At 60.1% G+C, this 15,182-nt stretch carries 17 protein-coding genes; 8 read left to right on the top strand and 9 right to left on the bottom strand.

Annotated features, from left to right (window positions below; translation table 11 throughout):
- Positions 1–48: 48 nt before the first annotated feature.
- Positions 49–603 (top strand): dCTP deaminase, encoded by a 555-nt coding sequence (locus HYZ49_07795; GenBank protein ID MBI3242180.1) that lies wholly within the window; start codon positions 49–51, stop codon positions 601–603.
- Positions 604–704: 101 nt separating this feature from the next.
- Positions 705–1,823, top strand: a complete 1,119-nt coding sequence (locus tag HYZ49_07790) for a site-2 protease family protein (GenBank protein MBI3242179.1) — start codon at positions 705–707, stop codon at positions 1,821–1,823.
- Between the two features lie 419 nt (positions 1,824–2,242).
- On the opposite strand, the gene HYZ49_07785 is transcribed toward HYZ49_07790, so the two are convergent.
- The 4 genes from HYZ49_07785 to HYZ49_07770 all read right to left on the bottom strand — a co-directional run bounded on the left by HYZ49_07785 (position 2,243) and on the right by HYZ49_07770 (position 4,817).
- Positions 2,243–2,467 carry a type II toxin-antitoxin system HicA family toxin gene (locus HYZ49_07785; protein ID MBI3242178.1) on the bottom strand — a complete coding sequence of 75 codons (225 nt, stop codon included), beginning with the start codon at positions 2,465–2,467 and terminating at the stop codon, positions 2,243–2,245.
- A complete protein-coding gene (locus HYZ49_07780; protein ID MBI3242177.1) occupies positions 2,468–2,725 on the bottom strand; it encodes a type II toxin-antitoxin system HicB family antitoxin in 258 nt (85 codons plus the stop codon). It lies immediately after the preceding gene.
- Positions 2,726–2,810: 85 nt separating this feature from the next.
- The gene (locus HYZ49_07775) at positions 2,811–3,725 is read right to left on the bottom strand and encodes a homoserine kinase (protein MBI3242176.1); all 915 of its coding nucleotides are present in this window, start codon (positions 3,723–3,725) and stop codon (positions 2,811–2,813) included.
- 42 nt (positions 3,726–3,767) lie between these two features.
- Positions 3,768–4,817, bottom strand: coding sequence for a threonine synthase (locus tag HYZ49_07770; protein MBI3242175.1), 1,050 nt, complete (start codon positions 4,815–4,817; stop codon positions 3,768–3,770).
- A gap of 52 nt (positions 4,818–4,869) precedes the next feature.
- Here HYZ49_07770 and HYZ49_07765 point away from each other — a divergent pair, with 52 nt between their 5' ends.
- The 6 genes from HYZ49_07765 to HYZ49_07740 all read left to right on the top strand — a co-directional run bounded on the left by HYZ49_07765 (position 4,870) and on the right by HYZ49_07740 (position 9,425).
- Entirely contained in the window at positions 4,870–5,547 is a 678-nt protein-coding gene (locus HYZ49_07765) for a hypothetical protein (protein ID MBI3242174.1), read from the top strand.
- A gap of 143 nt (positions 5,548–5,690) precedes the next feature.
- Positions 5,691–6,335, top strand: coding sequence for a YdcF family protein (locus HYZ49_07760; protein MBI3242173.1), 645 nt, complete (start codon positions 5,691–5,693; stop codon positions 6,333–6,335).
- Between the two features lie 60 nt (positions 6,336–6,395).
- Entirely contained in the window at positions 6,396–6,836 is a 441-nt protein-coding gene (locus HYZ49_07755) for a hypothetical protein (protein ID MBI3242172.1), read from the top strand.
- Entirely contained in the window at positions 6,833–8,656 is a 1,824-nt protein-coding gene (locus HYZ49_07750) for a hypothetical protein (protein ID MBI3242171.1), read from the top strand. The genes HYZ49_07755 and HYZ49_07750 overlap by 4 nt, the downstream gene beginning before the upstream one ends.
- 36 nt (positions 8,657–8,692) lie before the next feature.
- The gene (locus tag HYZ49_07745) at positions 8,693–8,944 is read left to right on the top strand and encodes a UPF0175 family protein (GenBank protein MBI3242170.1); all 252 of its coding nucleotides are present in this window, start codon (positions 8,693–8,695) and stop codon (positions 8,942–8,944) included.
- Entirely contained in the window at positions 8,931–9,425 is a 495-nt protein-coding gene (locus HYZ49_07740) for a DUF3368 domain-containing protein (GenBank protein MBI3242169.1), read from the top strand. The genes HYZ49_07745 and HYZ49_07740 overlap by 14 nt, the downstream gene beginning before the upstream one ends.
- On the opposite strand, the gene HYZ49_07735 is transcribed toward HYZ49_07740, so the two are convergent.
- From HYZ49_07735 to HYZ49_07715, 5 genes are all read right to left on the bottom strand, one after another.
- Positions 9,422–11,857, bottom strand: coding sequence for a hypothetical protein (locus HYZ49_07735; protein ID MBI3242168.1), 2,436 nt, complete (start codon positions 11,855–11,857; stop codon positions 9,422–9,424). The two genes, HYZ49_07740 and HYZ49_07735, sit on opposite strands and share 4 nt — an antisense overlap.
- Positions 11,842–12,489: a hypothetical protein gene (locus tag HYZ49_07730; GenBank protein ID MBI3242167.1), complete on the bottom strand. Its 648-nt coding sequence runs from the start codon at positions 12,487–12,489 to the stop codon at positions 11,842–11,844. Before HYZ49_07730 ends, HYZ49_07735 begins: the two co-directional genes overlap by 16 nt.
- Complete coding sequence (gene amrA, locus HYZ49_07725) at positions 12,486–13,061, bottom strand: AmmeMemoRadiSam system protein A (GenBank protein MBI3242166.1); 576 nt, start codon at positions 13,059–13,061, stop codon at positions 12,486–12,488. Before amrA ends, HYZ49_07730 begins: the two co-directional genes overlap by 4 nt.
- Positions 13,062–13,084: 23 nt before the next feature.
- Complete coding sequence (locus HYZ49_07720; protein MBI3242165.1) at positions 13,085–13,564, bottom strand: flavin reductase family protein; 480 nt, start codon at positions 13,562–13,564, stop codon at positions 13,085–13,087.
- A 72-nt stretch (positions 13,565–13,636) separates the two neighbouring features.
- Positions 13,637–14,839, bottom strand: a complete 1,203-nt coding sequence (locus tag HYZ49_07715) for an MFS transporter (protein MBI3242164.1) — start codon at positions 14,837–14,839, stop codon at positions 13,637–13,639.
- Positions 14,840–15,182 lie beyond the last annotated feature (343 nt).

The raw sequence follows: 15,182 nt of genomic DNA, 5'->3' as shown, positions 1-15,182 counted from the left end.
CACAATGCACAATTCGCAATGCTCAATTGTGAATTAATGGGAGACTTTATGGGACTCAAGCCAGATCATTGGATCAAGAAAATGGCGCTGGAACACCGGATGATCGAGCCGTTTGTGGAAAGCCAGGTGCGCAACGGGGTGATTTCTTACGGCGTGTCGTCTTACGGCTACGACATTCGGGTGGCCGACGAATATAAAATCTTCACCAACGTCTTTTCGGCAGTGGTGGATCCCAAGCATTTCGATCCGCGCTCGATGGTGGACTTCAAGGGCGAAGTGTGCGTCATCCCGCCCAACTCGTTCGTGTTGGCCCGTACCGTCGAGTATTTCCGCATCCCGCGCAAGGTGCTCACCGTTTGTTTGGGCAAAAGCACGTATGCCCGTTGCGGCCTCATCGTCAACGTTACCCCCTTCGAGCCGGAGTGGGAAGGCTACGTGACGCTTGAAATTTCGAATACCACACCGCTTCCGGCCCGTGTTTATTCGAACGAAGGTGTGGCCCAGGTGTTGTTCTTCGAGGCCGACGAAGAGTGCAATATCTCTTACGCCGACAAGAAGGGCAAGTATCAGGCTCAACAGGGCGTGGTGCTTCCCCGGCTGTAGCGCTTTTTATCTCACCCGCTTCTCATCTCCTGCAAATGCAATTTTTACATCCGTGATCTATTTTTAGCGTGACGGTTTTGGATTTAGATACGGAGCTGACTATGTTTACCTACGAATCCCTTGTGCAACGCCAGTTTGATGTAGTAGCCGCCTTGCGAGCCGAAATTGAAGGCCTCATGCGTCTGGGCGATATTCAGGCTTCCGACCGGGGCGAGTCGGTTGTTTTTGTAGGCCGCCTGCAGACCAACGCTGAAGACACGTACCGCCTGGCGCGCGACCGCTTCCGCAAGCTGGGCTACACGGCCATCTTGCGCCACGAAAACGGCGAAGACATCATCGTTGCCCAGAAGGGTGTTTCCATCTTTACGCCCTCGAATCCGATCATCAATGTTCTGCTTCTGCTGGCGACGATTATTACCACCACTTTCGCCGGGGCCGGTTTTGCTGGAGTGAACATCGTCCCGGCTTTTCAGGCGGCGATGAGCACCGGGCAGTTCGGGCCGTTGCTCTCGGCCCTCGGCGCGGGCGCGTCGTTCTCGGCCACGCTCCTGCTTATCCTGGGCGTGCACGAGATGGGGCACTACATTGCCGCCCGACTGCATAACGTTCACGTCACCCTGCCGTACTTCATCCCGGTTCCGTTCGGCCTCGGCACGTTCGGCGCCTTCATTCAACTCAAGTCACCGGTCGAGAGCCGCAAGTCGTTGTTCGACGTGGGCCTGGCCGGGCCGGTGGCCGGTTTCATCGTGGCCCTGCCGCTGATGATCGTCGGCCTGATGGCTTCGGAGGTGGTTCCGGCAGTTGGTGTGGGTGGCCGACTCGGACAATCAATCTTGTTGAGCTGGTTGCTTAATTTGATCCAACCGCACGCCGCCGGTTATGCCGTAGCCCTGAATCCGGTGGCAATCGCCGCCTGGTTCGGCATGTTGGTCACCGGCTTCAACCTTCTGCCCATGGGCCAGCTCGACGGCGGCCACGTAGCTTACGCCGTGCTGGGCAAGGCCGCTCGCCCGCTGGCGTATCTCACGTTTGCCGGTCTGATTTTGGCGGGCTTCAGACTCTGGTCGGGTTGGTGGACGTGGGCGTTCCTGGCCTTCATCACCGGCCTGCGCCACGCCGAGCCGCTCAACGACATCACGCCGCTCGACCCGGCCCGCAAGTTTGTGGGCCTGCTGACGCTGATCTGGTTCTTCTTGATCATCACCCCCAGGCCGTTTTAGACAACGGATAATGAAAGCGCGGAGTGTCTGTCAACAGACACTCCGCGTTTTTGATTCGGGCGATATGAGAGCACCTTTTTGTGCCGACGAGTCAGGTAAGGCCGTGAGAAGTATCTCACGCATGGCGCGAACCGCGAATCGGTGACGTGGGCGCGATCAACCGCGACACGCTCGACGAACGACTTGCAGCGCTAGCAGCGGACGGTGCTACGGGCCATACTCAAGAAGCAGGCCGACGATGAAAATGAAAAGATAGATTGCGACGACGTCAGCCACGATAGAGCGCCAGAGTGCCTAGCCGGTTTTGCGCTGAAGCCAACGGGCGAGGGGCAGGACGACCACGAAGGGCGCAGAACAGATGCGATAGGCTCGTTCATCGTCCGACCTCACTGAGCCGAAGAGGAGGAACAACCGCAATTTCAATCTGTCTCAAACAGCGAACGCGGCAAACTAGATTGTTGGATGATGCCCAGCAATGTACCTCGCTTCAATTCGTCGTGGTCTGGCACAGGGACGGTGATGGTGGTATCTCGAACTTTCTTCTGCATCAAGATGTGACTGCTTTTTTGTCGTACCTTGCTGAAGCCATGCTTGGACAGAATTTTGCATACTTCCCGGCCTGAAAGGACGCGCAGTTTAGCCATTTATGCCCCACGCGCGGTTTGCTTGGCAAGCGCCGGCACTGTTGGCATGAGTGGCATGACATAGGTTTTTCTCTTCAACCGGCGCCGAATTTCGGAGGGTGAGGCAACCTCAAAGAACCCTTCAACCGCCTCTAGCAAATTCAACCGCGCCTTTTCAATCGTCTTCCCCTGACTCACGATTCCCAATTCGGGGCAGGTGGACACATAGCCATCGCCTTCTTGCTCAATTACGGCAGTCAGTTGCAGTATTTTCTTCATGATTTTGTCTCCCTGTGGCCTTTGATTCTATGGCGACCCTGTCGTCGTCCATCTGCATTGAGATTATAGCAGGTGTGAGTTTTTTTCAACCAACCACACTAATCTGCACCCCCTGCCGATCCACCGGCAGGACAAACGCGCGGCAGGTCACGCCGCTGGACTCGAAGGCGGCTTTCATCGCGTTGGCAATTTCCCAGTGATGGTCGGGAGCGAAGGCGGCCAGGCTGGGGCCGGCGCCGGAGAGAGCAACGGCTGATGCGCCAGCAGTTCGCGCCGCCTGTACCGCCGCGTCGAAGCCGGGGATGAGTTTGCGGCGGTAAGGCTGATGCAGTTTGTCCGTCATTGCAAAGCCCAGCATCTCGTAATCGCCTGACTGCAAAGCTCGCACCACAAACGCCGCCCGCCCAATGTTGAAGACCGCATCCTTGAGCGGCACGTTTTTGGGTAGCGCCTCTCTGGCTTCAATCGTCGAGAGCCGAACGCTCGGCAAAGCAATTGCCACTTTGAGCGGCGGCACTTCGAGCGTGGCGTGTAGCAACTCGTCGCCGGTCGCGCTCACCATCGTCAACCCGCCGAATAAGGCCGCCGCCGCGTTGTCGGGATGGCCTTCAAGTTGATAGGCGAGTCGAAGCAAATCGGAGCGGGACAAGGGGCCGCCGGTCAGGGCGTTGGCGGCGGCCAACCCGGCCACCACTGCCGCCGCGCTCGACCCCATCCCTGATCCAAGTGGAATGCCGTTGTGAGCTTTGATCGTGACTCCCACCGGCCCGTGACCGATCTTCTCCCAAACGGCGTTGGCCGCGCGGACGATCAAGTTGTTTTCATCCGGGCTAAGGCGATCTGCACCTTCGCCTTTAATCTCAACCTGCAAACCCTCAGCCGGGCCGAGCGCCGTCATCTCCACCGTGTTGTAAAGACTGAGGGCCAGCCCCAGGCAGTCGAAGCCGGGGCCGAGGTTGGCAGTGGAAGCAGGGACGAGAACGCGGACGCGGGAGGGCATAATTCTCCAATTCTCTAATTCTCTAATCTTGAAATTGGAGAATTAGAGAATTAGCTTCAATGCTTCAAGTTCCGCCGGGATGATTTTGATTTCGGGCGCGCGGCTGGTCACCGCATCCGGGTCTTTGAGGCCGTGACCGGTGACGACGGCGACGACGGTTTGGCCGACGGGATCGAGTCGGCCCTCGCGCACTTCTTTAGCAAAGCCGGCCAGCCCGGCGGCAGAGGCCGGTTCCACGAACACGCCCTCACGCGCCAGCCGCCGCCACATCGCCAAAATCTGATCGTCGGTCACGGCGATGATGCGCCCGTCGGACTCTTCGGCGGCTTCGAGGGCCTGCTCGCCGCGCGCCGGGCGGCCAATGCGAATCGCGGTGGCGACCGTCTCCGGGTGTTCGACGGGGTGGCCGACGACGAGTGGGGCGGCCCCGGTTGCCTGTGCCCCGAGCATGTGTGGTCGCGACGAAATTTTTCCGGCGGCATGATATTCTTTGAATCCCAGCCAGTAGGCGCTGATGTTGCCTGCGTTGCCGACAGGCAGGCACAACCAGTTGGGCGCTTTTCGGAGAGCATCGCAAATTTCAAAGGCCGCCGTTTTCTGGCCTTCGAGACGATAAGGGTTAATAGAGTTGACGAGGGCGACAGGCCGCTGTTCGGAAATCTCGCGCACCATTCGCAGCGCGTCGTCGAACGAACCGTTGATGGCGATCACTTCCGCGCCGTAAGCCAGCGCCCCGGCGATCTTCCCGGCGGCTACTTTGCCCTGCGGAACCAGCACGATGCAACGCAGTCCGGCCCGGGCCGAGTAAGCGGCGGCGGCAGCGGCAGTGTTGCCGGTGCTGGCGCAAATGGTGGTCTTTGCTCCCTCGAAGACGGCCTGGGTGATGGCCGCCGTCATCCCTCGATCCTTGAAAGAACCGGTCGGGTTCAGACCTTCATACTTGAGATAAAGGTCAAAGTTGGGAGCAATTTCGGCGGCCAGCCGCGCCGCCGAAATAAGGGGAGTATTGCCTTCCAGCAAAGTGACGGGCGTAGCCCGTTCGTCTATCTTGAGATATTCGCGATAATATGTGACAATTCCCGGCCATACCAACATGCCGCCGATTATAGCACGCGGCTTTTTCTACTTACTCAGGAGAGAAATGATGCGCAACAAACTTTTGATTGTCCCCATTATGGCGCTGACTCTGGCCGCTCTGGCCTGCTCGGCGCTAAGTGGGGGAAACCCCACCCCAGCCGGCCCCACTGAAGTGCCTGCATTGCTCAAGGACGACTTCTCCAATTCGAGCAGTGGTTGGAGCACGTTCACCGCGGACGAAGGTAGCGGCAACGCCGCAGTAGAATATATTGATGGTGAATACGTGATGAAGGTTTTCACCGACCAGTGGTACGTGTGGGGCAACACCGAAGAAAGCTTCGAGAACGTCCACATCGAAGTGACAGCCAAGAACACGGGCGGCAAGGCCGACACCTCCTTCGGTATCATCTGCAACTATCAGGACGACTCGCACTACTACTATGCAGGTATTGACACTCAGGGATTCTATGCCATTGCCAAAACCGTCCCTGGCCAGGAAGACTTCTTTCTGACAAACGATAACCAGTGGGGCACATCGGACGACATCACCAAAGACGCCTCCTCTTACCAGGTTGGGATTGACTGTGGCGGCGGCGCCATCACCCTGTACGTGGGCGGCAAGATCATCGCCTCCGCCTCTGATTCCGAATATGGCAAAGGCGATGTGGGCCTGTTTGCCTGGACGGATCAGGAAGCCAACGGCGAAATCCGCTTCGACGATTTTATCGTCACGGCTCTGCCGTAACGCACAAGCATCTTGATGAAACAAAAAGACTCTCAGAAGCGAGAGTCTTTTTGTTTGGAGACAAAGGATTTGGCGAATTACACGGATTCTGATCCGTAAATTCGCCAAATCCGTTGCCCTTCTACTTGGACTACAATACCCTCATGCCTTCTGCCCTCAACCCCGACGACTACATCCTCGTCCCCAAACGCGCCCTGCGCCGGGCCAGCGCCGGTTTGATGTTGACCCTGGCGCTGGCCCTCACCTTCCACTCGCTCTGGTTGCCCCTCCTGGCGCAGGCGCTAATTGTGGACGAACCGCTACAACAGGCAGATGCCATCGTGGTGCTGGGCGGCGGCATTGGCGACCGCGAAGCGACCGGGGCGCGGCTGTTCACTCAAGGCTACGCGCCGCTGGTAATAACCACTGGCGGCGAGATTCACCTCCCCGGCCTCGCTGAACTCACCGCCGCCGGGCTGGCCGCCGATGAGTTAGAGTCGCGGGGGGTGCCGCCTCCGGCCATCATTCAGTTGACCGAGAGCCAAACAACATGCGACGACGCCCGGCTGACATTGGCGGCCCTGCCCGGGGACTCGAAGCGCGTCATCCTCGTCACCGATCCGTTTCACACCCGGCGGGCGCAGTGGCTGTTCAACCGGGCCGCGCCCGAACTGGACGTGATTGCGGTGGCCGCCAGCCCGTCGTGGTTCGACCCCGCTCACTGGTGGGCGACCGACATCGGCATCATCGTGGTGGCGCAAGAGTACGTCAAGTTTGCCGTGACGCTGGCCCAGGGGTGCAACGGTTGAGTTGCCACAAAGACGCTGACGGGTTAAGATAGCCGGCATCCAGCGTCGAAAGGAATTGCGATGTTGAAGCGTCGTCGAGAAATTCTGCTGTTGGTGCTCCTCATGTTCGGCCAGGGCGCAATGTTCCTCACCTACTTCGCCCTCTACGTTTTCAACGTCGGCCAGCGGCCCGAACTGATGGCCTTTGACCCGCGCGGCCATTTGCAGGCCGGGCTGTCGCTCTGGTTCTTCACCGGAACCTGGCTGGTGTTGGGCGTGGCCTCGGTGCTCATCGGCGTGGGTCTGCGCCGCCTGCGGCCCTGGGCCTGGACAGCGGCCCTCACCCTCGAAGGCGCAATTCTGATCCTGGCCCTCGAGGCCTACTTCAACAAGCACGCCGATATGTCATTCTACGTGGCGATGATGGTGGCTGTGGTCGTCGTGTTCGCCCTCAATCAGCGCGAAGCGCAAATTCTCTACAAAGCACAACTCACGTCGTTTGAAGGGCCGTTTGGGAAATGAACGATCTCGATCTGCTCCGCCGCTTTGAACCCGTCATCCGTTTCACTCAGGGTGAGCATTTTTTCCCGATGGACATTGATCGTTACGTGGCCGAATGTTCGTTGTGGGAAACCCGCCCCGACCAGCCGCCGGCCTGTCTGGTTCCAGAAACAAAACTGACGTTGGCGAAGCTGGCCGCCCCGCGCCCCGCGCCGCACGGCACCGTCCACTACCTGCGCTTTGTCGAGTCGCTCACCCCGCTGGAAGCCGCCCGCTTCCTGGCCAAACACGGGCGCGCCTTTCATCGCTCGCGCGGGCGGCTGGCCCGCGTAGGGCTGATTTCGCGCATCGTGGACGCGCTCTTCAGTATCACTCTCATTCTGCGCGGGCGCGTGCCCGGCGGCACCGCCGCCGCCGCCGCCGATGCCTATCAGCGGTTTCAAACTCAGGAAGAAAAGTACGTTTACTATGGCCGGGTCGTTCGCGACGCCGGTTACGTTTGTCTGCAATATTGGTTCTTCTATCCGATGAACGACTGGCGCTCCAGCTTTCACGGCGTCAACGATCACGAGTCGGACTGGGAGCAGATCATTATTTACCTGGCCGACGACCTGACGCCGCAGTGGGTGGCCTACGCCTCACACGACTTCACCGGCGACGACCTGCGCCGCCGCTGGGACGACGCCGAACTTAAACGCGACGGCGACCACCCGATCATTTTTGCCGGGGCCGGATCACACGCCTCCTACTTCTCGCCCGGCGAATACATGCACGAAGTGGCTTTGCCTTTCAGCGGGCCGTTCACTCGCATCTTTCGCGTCGTCGAAAAATTCTGGCGCGACACGCTCCGGCAGGGCGGCCTCTCCAGCGAAGAAGCCGAGCGCGACAAAGCTTCGGGCGTCCTCGTCGTGCCGTTTGTGGATTATGCGCGCGGCGATGGACTCAGGATCGGCCCCGGCGGCGGCAAACTCTGGGACGCCCGCCTCCTGCCGGAGATGCATGATTCTTCGCCCGACCATCCTCAAGCCTGGGCGCATCACTATCGCGGCCTGTGGGGCCTCTACGCCCGCGACCCCATTGCCGGCGAGAACGCGCCCGCCGGGCCAAAATACAATCGTGACGGCTCGGTGCGGCGTTCGTGGATTGACCCGCTCGGTTGGGCTGGACTCGATAAGGTGACGCCGCCCGACGACGTGGCAACCGCCGTTGCCAGTGGGCGGCAGAAGATTGAAGCGCGGCTGGCGGCAGCCCAAACCGACATCGCCGATAAAACGACTCACTTACGCGCCCTGGGTCTGGAAGCTGAAGCCATGATTGACGCGCCGCACTTCAAGGACGTTTATTCAGCGCATCTCAAAAAGATGGTCGAACTGTCGAAAGAAATCGAGACGTTGCACGAGCAAGCGGCGGTTGACCAGACCATGCTGGAAGCGTTGACAACTTACGGTGAGCGCCTGACGCGCGGTGAGCGTTTGCCCTCGCGAAGCCACATTCATGCGGCCCATCACCCCACCACCGAAGAGACCGAGCAGTTGGGGCGGTTGGCTGAGGCCTGGGCGGCCCTGAGCATCGGCCTCCTGATTCTCGGCTTCATCTTCATCCTGCTCATCGCGCCGCGCTTCTGGGCCAACGGTCTGGTGAGCCTGGTGGCGGTGATCTCATTCCTCGAAGCCCTCTTCCGGCGGGAGGCCAAAGAACTGATTCAGCGGGCGGTGGTTGGCTTGAGCCTGGCCGCGCTGGCGGTGCTGGTTTACGAATTTGCCCTGCCGTTGTTGGTGGTGGGCATCATTGCCCTGGGCGTGTTTATTATGGTGGATAACTTGCGGGAGTTGGCGGGGTGAGACGCATGTATAATGACGGAAAGGAGCATGTTGAAAATGAGCATTCAACTTGAAATTCCCGACTCTATTGCCCATGCTTTGCGCCTGCCTGCCGCTGAACGCAAACGTCAGTTGATTTTGGAGTTGGCTGTCACGCTTTACGCGCAAGGCATTCTCTCTTTTGGAAAAGCCCGCGAGTTAGCTGGATCGGGCAAATATGAGTTTAGCCTTCTGCTTGGGCGAAGAGCGATCCCCCGCCACTATGGCGAAGATGACCTTCGGGATGATGTGAAGTATGCTCGTAGTTAGCGACACGTCACCCATTCTGAATCTGGCAATCATCGGGCAACTTGATTTGTTGAGGACGCAATTTTCTGAGGTATTAATTCCGCCGGCTGTGCTTGCCGAGCTAAAACCTGAGACTGAGTCCCCTGGAGCCGATGTAATCCGCCGGGCATTGCAGGCCCAATGGATTCGTACTACATCGGTGAGAGATGATCGCCTGATCCAAGCACTGAGGCTTGAACTGGACGAAGGTGAAGCCGAAGCGATTGCTCTAGCGTTGGAATTGAAGGCCGATTACGTTTTGATAGATGAGCATGAAGGGCGAGAGATCGCGAAAGCTATGCTGTTGACTCCAATTGGGATATTGGGCGTTCTGTTGCGAGCCAAAAGGGATGGCGCTTTGGATGCTGTTGAGCCGGTGTTAAGAGCGCTTCGACAGGAAGCAGGGTTCTACATTGCCGAAGATTTGTTTACAGTCGTCCTTGCAGAGGCCGGGGAACGCTAAACATCCTCGATGATCTGTTCCCGATCTTCCGTCACTGCTACTTCTCTGCCGGACGGAAATTTTACTAACGCGCCCTCGTCAATCTTCGTCACCGTCACCCCGCGCCAGCGCACCGTCACCGGCCACGGAAACGGATTCTGCCCCACCAGCCACACTTTGCGCGACGAGATGATGCGCACCCCCAGCGTCCGCAAGAAGAGATGCACAGGCGCGACACCCCACAAATAATCACGCTCCCCTAGCCCTTCAAGCGCGTCCGAGTTGTAAGCCTCGCGAAAGGCCTTCTCGGTTTTCAAAGTGTGGATCATCGCCGTCATCATTCGGCGGATGAGTTCGGCGGCCTCGGCGCGATAGCCGTTGTCGGCCAGACCTTCGCCGATCATGGTATTCCACATCATCCACACCCCGCCGCTTCCGCCGCGATTGTCGGATTTGTAGGCTGGGTCGAGGGCCGAGCAGTTGGGGATGCCATAAGGCCGCCAGTAGCGGGCCGGGTCGGTGATGGTTTTATGCGTCAGGTCGTAGAGATGGTCGCCCTGAGCCAGCCCGGCCCAGATCGGCAGGAGCAGAGTCTGATCCTGCCGGGTGTAATCCACCGTGCTGATGACCACCTCCCAGCCGGGCGGCACGCCCGCCAGTTCCACCTTTTCCACTTCAGCATAGAGTTTGTCGCTCGTCACCGAGCCGAGTCCCCAGTACCACGTCAGGCGGCGGGCCGGGAGCAGTTCCACCCGGCGCCGACCGCGCTGGCCGCGCCCGTGAATGGCGACGCTGATCTGGGGTAGCGTCGCGTCTCGGTCGCCGACCACACGCACCAGCAGGCGAGCCATCGGCGAGAACTTGCGGTTGATGTTGACGATGAAAGGCGAATTGTCAATTCGCCTTTCTAATCGGGCCAGCTCATAGCCCGGCGGCGACTCGTGCGTTTCAATGTCCACGTAATGATACGACGATGTTTCGTCGCGCCACATGGCGTCCACGGCAATGCGGATCATTTCGGCGCGGGCGATGAGGGGCGGCGAGTCCTCTTCCCTGCCAAGCAGGCTGGCCATGTTGATGAGCGAACGGCACTCGCGGTAAAGATAAGCGGCCAGGTCGGGCGACTCGGCCAGGGTGATGTCGGCGGCCTGGCCCCAGTTCTGCCAGCGCACAAACGACGGGCAATCGTCAAAGGCCGATTGAATCGTGTGGCTCCATTCCGGCAGGCCGTCCTGGTCGCGGTCGTAGCGTTCCTGGAACCAGGTCATCACAAACCGCCTCAGCCCGTCGTACACTTCGGCGATAAAGTCGTGGTCTTCGGTGTACTCGTAGATCGTCCAGGCAATCGTGGCCAACAGTGGGACGCACAAGGCGCGGTTGCGCTGGCCGGCCAGGCCGGGCTTCCAATCAATGAAGCCGTCCGGTTCCTGCACGGCCAGGTAATTGCGAAGGATGCCTTTGGCAAGTTCGGGCGCGGCCTGCGCGATCTGCGGCAGGTTGACGTAGGCCTCGGTCGCCACTTGCCCGTCCCACTGCCAACTGTGATCACTGCCGTCGCCGCGCGGCGAGTAGCCTTTGTTGATGTTGCGGGCGAAGATAAACGACGGGTAAGGCAGGTGAGAGGTCGGCCCGACGTAAGATTGAAGCGCCACTTTGTAGCCAAAGGCCAGGGCGGCGTCCCACTCCCGGTCGCCGGTGTGAATGTCGGGGATGTCGTCGTTGAGCGAATCGATCCGGGCAAAGTCGTCCACCCAATTGCGTTCAAGCAAAGCGCGGCACAATTCAAGCCCCCTCCCGCCTCCCCCCGTCTCACGGGGGGGGGCCGTTTGCGCCCAGCGGACGGTTTGCGTTTCGCCGGGAACGAGATCGAGAGAACGGGCCAGGGCCGCGCCGGAATCTAAGGGGAGGCCGCCTTCCAGAAGAATGACCGGCGTTAAGCCTCCCGTTTGGCCTTGCAGAAAGTGGAGCGGGCCGAGTTTGGCGTGGCCCATGTTGACTCCTGTGGGCGCGTCCAGCGGCCGCAAAATGGCGTTGAGGTTGAGGTGAATGGCCCGCGCCGCCGTGCTCTCGTTGGTGATGGTGAACTGCCCGGCCAGGCTGTGCGAGTCGGGAACCCAGCAGGCGGCCTGCACGTGAACGCCGCCAAGCGGGCTGAACGAGTAGTGGATGCGATTGACGGCAAAATGGTGCAGGACGGGCGGCGACGAAAAATGATCGGGGTCGGCCACGAGCGTTTCGCCCTCGAGGAAGCTGGGGAAGAGGCGCATCTCGCGCGCCCGCAAACCGTAAGTGGTGCGCAGAGCCACCGCCGCCGGCTCGCCGCCAGCCAGAGTCAATTCCCAGATCTGATCGTCGGCGTAATCGGTCGGCCCGAAGCGAACGTCGGCGGCCAGGCGCAGAGCTAGCGGGTCGTGCTGAGTCAGCTTCCAATCGCGCACTACGGCTTGCTCCACGTTCGCGTGGCTTCGTCTATGTGAATCAGCTTGCCGTCGAAGTCGGTGAGGGTGTGGACGAAGGACTGGGCCACGAACACGCCTGCGCCGTCAAACCGGCCGAGGGCGTAATCGGTGATGGTGGCCGGGTAAGGCAGTTCGATCTCGGTGGCCCAGCCCAGGGCGGCCTCCACCGGGCCGTTCTCGCGCCACACCTTGCCAAAGCCGCGCTTGGGTTGAATCAATCCTTCAGGCGCAGTGAGGGCCGGGTCAGTTTCAGGCTCGCCCTCTTTGAACGTGTCGGAGTAAGCCAGCCACAGCCCGGCGCTGAACGCGCGGGGCGTCGCCGCATCCGGCTGAACGAACACCCACACCGCTTTTCGATCCGGCACGTAGATCATGAAGCCGCGCTCGAATGGTTGATAAGCGGCAGTGAAGCCAATTTGATTTGGGGTGGGATAGCTTGAAGTGGGAACGGCCACCGCCGTGGCCGCCACCGGGGTGGCGGCGTTGGATGGCGCTCCGGCGCCGCCGTTGGCAGTGACGACGACGGTGACCACGAGCGGCGGGGCCACTTCGGGAACAGAGGTGGTGCAGGCGGTGAGAGTTAGAGCAAGTAGCAGAAGTAAAAACGATAGAAGGCGGAGAGTCATGCGGGTTTGCTCTCTTCAAACATTTCAACCTGATAGCGTAAAACTTCGACGTTGGGGAAGCGCCAGGCGTTTCGGGTCGCGCCCATTTTTTCGCTGAGCATCTCGAGGAACGTCACCGGGTCTTCGACTTTTTCCCACACCTGCGGCAGAAAGGTCGCCCGGCGCGCCCCGGCGCGAAGAACGACGCCATCTATGCCAGGCCGCAGGGTGGCCAGCAACGCTTCGGGCGTGTTGTGCGGAACAAGTTCGGGCGCGGTGAGCACCGAGATTTCGATGCGCAGGCCTGGCGCTTCGTCCGGGCTGACGGGCGGAAAGCGCGGGTCGTCGAGGGCGGCGCCGGCGGCGTGCTGTTGCACGTCGAGCGCCAGCGGCAGTTGAGCTTCAAGGCCACCAATGCAACCGCGCAGTTCGCTGTCTGGCAGGGTGAGGGTCACAAAGCTGGCGCGTGGTTCAAGAAGATCGGGTGAGAGCGAGCCGGAGTCGAGCGGCGGCGGCGGCTTCCCCGTCGCGGCGGCGGCTACGGCCTCGCGAGCAATCCGTAACAACGTAGAGCGATCCAACTCGGAGAGCATGGCAGAAAACCTTCAACTCCAACTCAGGACTCTAACTTTCGATAACCCCGATTCCAGTACAACAGCGGCTGGCCGTCGGCGCGTTTGGCCGCCAGCACCCGGGCGACGAAGATAGTGTGGGTGCTGGCCGGGTGTTCGACCTCGAGGGCGCAATCGAAGTAGGCCAGAGCTTCGTCGAGGATGGGCGCGCCGGTGATGACGGTGTGGGTGGGTACGCCCTCAAAACGATCCACGTTTTCGGTGGAGCGCCCGGCGAAGCGGTTGGAAAGTTCGGCCTGATCGGCTCGCAGAACCGAGATGGCGAAGGCCTGGGCTTCCTTGATCAGCCCCAATATTCGCAGGTTGTTTTGAATACAGACCAGGATGAGGGGCGGGTCGAGCGAGACGGAGGTGAACGAGTTGACGGTCATGCCGTGTCGGGCCGTCGGCGTTTGGACGGAGATGATGCTCACGCCTGTCACCCAGGAGCGCATAGCGTCGCGGAAAGTTTCGGAGTCTATCATGGAGAGAAGTATACCTTAGTGCGCTCAGGAAAAAAGGGAAAGGAAGGAAATTTCCTTTCTTCTTTCCAAGATTTAAGCCCAGAGAGCCAACGCCAGGCCAGCCAGGAAGCGGAGGGCGGCGGCGATCATCAGGCCGTTGCGCAAACCGGCCCAACCGCTTAAACCAGCGCCAAGCAGTGAGCCGCCGAGGATGCCAAGATTGAAAGCGACGTTGTGCCAGGCCATGTGCGCCGGGCGGTCGTCGGGCGGCACACGCTCCAGGAGCCGGTTGAGGAGGCCGCCGTTGGCGAAGCCAAAAACAGCGCCGCCGATGATTGAGGCGGCCCAGAACAAGGTGGTGTCTTGCGCCAAACTGGTGAATAGAGGATACAGGCTGTAGAAAAGCGCGCTGACGACCAGCACCCGGCGGTTGCCGTAACGCGCTGTGAGCCGCGAGAGCATCATCGAAGCCAGAGTCATCATGGCGTAAAACATAGAGTTGCCGAGGCCGATCACGCCGTCGGTGAAGCCCAGGTCGTTTACCCAAAAGAGGGGGTTGATGGGAACCGGGACGTTTTGGGCCGAGTAAAAAGCAAAGTAGGCGAACAGCATCGGGCCGAACGCCGTTCTTAAAAGGTCGAGGCGGATGAGGCGGCTTCCACTGGAGGCGACAGGGCGAGGGGCCGAGTTGGGTGAGGACGGGAGCGGGCGGAGCCGGCCAAGATGATAGGTGGTCATCGCCCCGCCGATTGCCCCGATTCCAAACACAAGCTGATAGTTGGTGGGGAAGGCGACTCGATCCAACAAATAGCCGCAGAGCAGGGTGGTGGCCGTGAGGCTGACGGCTACCAGCGCGTTGCGCCGCCCGACGACATCAGCTCGCCAGCGCGCCGGCACCACTTCGGCAAACATGGAATTGAACGAGATTGCCAGCAGGGTGCCGGGCACGGCGGCGAGCAAAGCAATGAGGGCCATAGCCCACACTTGCCCGGCGTGGGGCAGAAGCCAGGGCAGGGGGATCAACGCAAAGTAGCCGAGGCGATTGAGAATAGCCGTGTTGAATGTTGTTTTGATGAGCGAGCGATTCTCCAGCCAGCCGACGGCGGGCAAAGAGACCAGCAGGTTGACGACCGCCGGGCCGCTGATGAGCAAGCTGATTTGAAAGCTAGTGGCCTGGATGCGGGCGGCGTACACCGAGAGAAAGGCAATGACACTGCCGGCCAGGACGCCGAACCAGAAAATGTCGGCATATAGCTGATTTGCGTTGTGTCGTTCTAACGTTGGCGTTTTAGACATGGGCGCAAGTTTATCATCTTGACAGGCGAAAAAACAAACGCGGCCTGGCCCATTAGGCGCAATCCATTGGCGGCGCGGGCCTTGCCTAGCTGGCCGAGGCGCTATTCGCTTCGGCGGGCGCGCCTGTTAGGGCTGAGTGAAACTGTAGGCCGCTGGCTGTGACCGGCGGCCTTTTTTGTTTGAGCAAGACTAAAAGTATATTGCAGAGGAGTTGAATTGGACTATACTTGGCACGTAAAAATTACAGCCAACCAGTTGCAGTCTTTTGGGCCCGTGAGGGGCGGCAGTCTACTAATGTGATTGGGCCGCCAAGTTAGGATACGACCCAACCAGACAAGTACTG

This window comes from Chloroflexota bacterium, from assembly GCA_016197225.1.
Taxonomy (GTDB): Bacteria; Chloroflexota; Anaerolineae; order Anaerolineales; family VGOW01; genus VGOW01.
This window is presented reverse-complemented; position numbering and strand designations above follow the sequence as displayed.

Excerpts from the sequence above, each read along its gene's own strand:
- HYZ49_07795 (MBI3242180.1), top strand. The coding sequence starts at position 49 with ATGGGACTCAAGCCAGATCATTGGATCAAGAAAATGGCGCTGGAACAC.
- HYZ49_07790 (MBI3242179.1), top strand. The coding sequence starts at position 705 with ATGTTTACCTACGAATCCCTTGTGCAACGCCAGTTTGATGTAGTAGCC.
- HYZ49_07785 (MBI3242178.1), bottom strand. The coding sequence starts at position 2,467 with ATGGCTAAACTGCGCGTCCTTTCAGGCCGGGAAGTATGCAAAATTCTG.
- HYZ49_07780 (MBI3242177.1), bottom strand. The coding sequence starts at position 2,725 with ATGAAGAAAATACTGCAACTGACTGCCGTAATTGAGCAAGAAGGCGAT.
- HYZ49_07775 (MBI3242176.1), bottom strand. The coding sequence starts at position 3,725 with ATGCCCTCCCGCGTCCGCGTTCTCGTCCCTGCTTCCACTGCCAACCTC.
- HYZ49_07765 (MBI3242174.1), top strand. The coding sequence starts at position 4,870 with ATGCGCAACAAACTTTTGATTGTCCCCATTATGGCGCTGACTCTGGCC.
- HYZ49_07760 (MBI3242173.1), top strand. The coding sequence starts at position 5,691 with ATGCCTTCTGCCCTCAACCCCGACGACTACATCCTCGTCCCCAAACGC.
- HYZ49_07755 (MBI3242172.1), top strand. The coding sequence starts at position 6,396 with ATGTTGAAGCGTCGTCGAGAAATTCTGCTGTTGGTGCTCCTCATGTTC.
- HYZ49_07750 (MBI3242171.1), top strand. The coding sequence starts at position 6,833 with ATGAACGATCTCGATCTGCTCCGCCGCTTTGAACCCGTCATCCGTTTC.
- HYZ49_07745 (MBI3242170.1), top strand. The coding sequence starts at position 8,693 with ATGAGCATTCAACTTGAAATTCCCGACTCTATTGCCCATGCTTTGCGC.
- HYZ49_07740 (MBI3242169.1), top strand. The coding sequence starts at position 8,931 with ATGCTCGTAGTTAGCGACACGTCACCCATTCTGAATCTGGCAATCATC.
- HYZ49_07730 (MBI3242167.1), bottom strand. The coding sequence starts at position 12,489 with ATGACTCTCCGCCTTCTATCGTTTTTACTTCTGCTACTTGCTCTAACT.
- amrA (MBI3242166.1), bottom strand. The coding sequence starts at position 13,061 with ATGCTCTCCGAGTTGGATCGCTCTACGTTGTTACGGATTGCTCGCGAG.
- HYZ49_07720 (MBI3242165.1), bottom strand. The coding sequence starts at position 13,564 with ATGATAGACTCCGAAACTTTCCGCGACGCTATGCGCTCCTGGGTGACA.
- HYZ49_07715 (MBI3242164.1), bottom strand. The coding sequence starts at position 14,839 with ATGTCTAAAACGCCAACGTTAGAACGACACAACGCAAATCAGCTATAT.